The organism is Croceitalea vernalis, from assembly GCF_031846405.1.
In the GTDB taxonomy this organism is placed as follows: Bacteria; Bacteroidota; Bacteroidia; order Flavobacteriales; family Flavobacteriaceae; genus Croceitalea; species Croceitalea vernalis.
Genome location: NZ_JAVRHU010000029.1, coordinates 1 through 318 on the forward strand (window position 1 = coordinate 1; position 318 = coordinate 318).

A 318-nucleotide genomic window follows, 5' to 3' on the forward strand; every position below is an offset into this window, starting at 1 on the left:
GTACCAGATAACAATGAGGGTAATGACTTTAATAACGATGGTATTCCAGACCAAGACTTTACAGGAGTTGATACAGATGGCGATGGATTGGATGACGGTTATGAGGGCTCAGATGTAGCTGATGGTTTTGATGTAAATGATGAGATTGATGACCCACAGAACGATTTACCAGATACCGATGGTACGGAGGATGTTAATTATCGTGATTTGGATGATGATGGAGATGGAATAGATACTCCAGATGAGGATGCAGATGGCGATGGCGACCCAACGAATGATGATAGTGATGATGATGGTACACCAGATTACCTAGACCCA

Annotated in this window: 1 pseudogene; it reads left to right on the plus strand. The window is 42.8% G+C overall.

Annotation, left to right across the window (positions count from 1 at the left end):
• Nucleotides 1–318, plus strand: a pseudogene (locus RM520_RS15265) (gliding motility-associated C-terminal domain-containing protein); the annotation flags it as partial.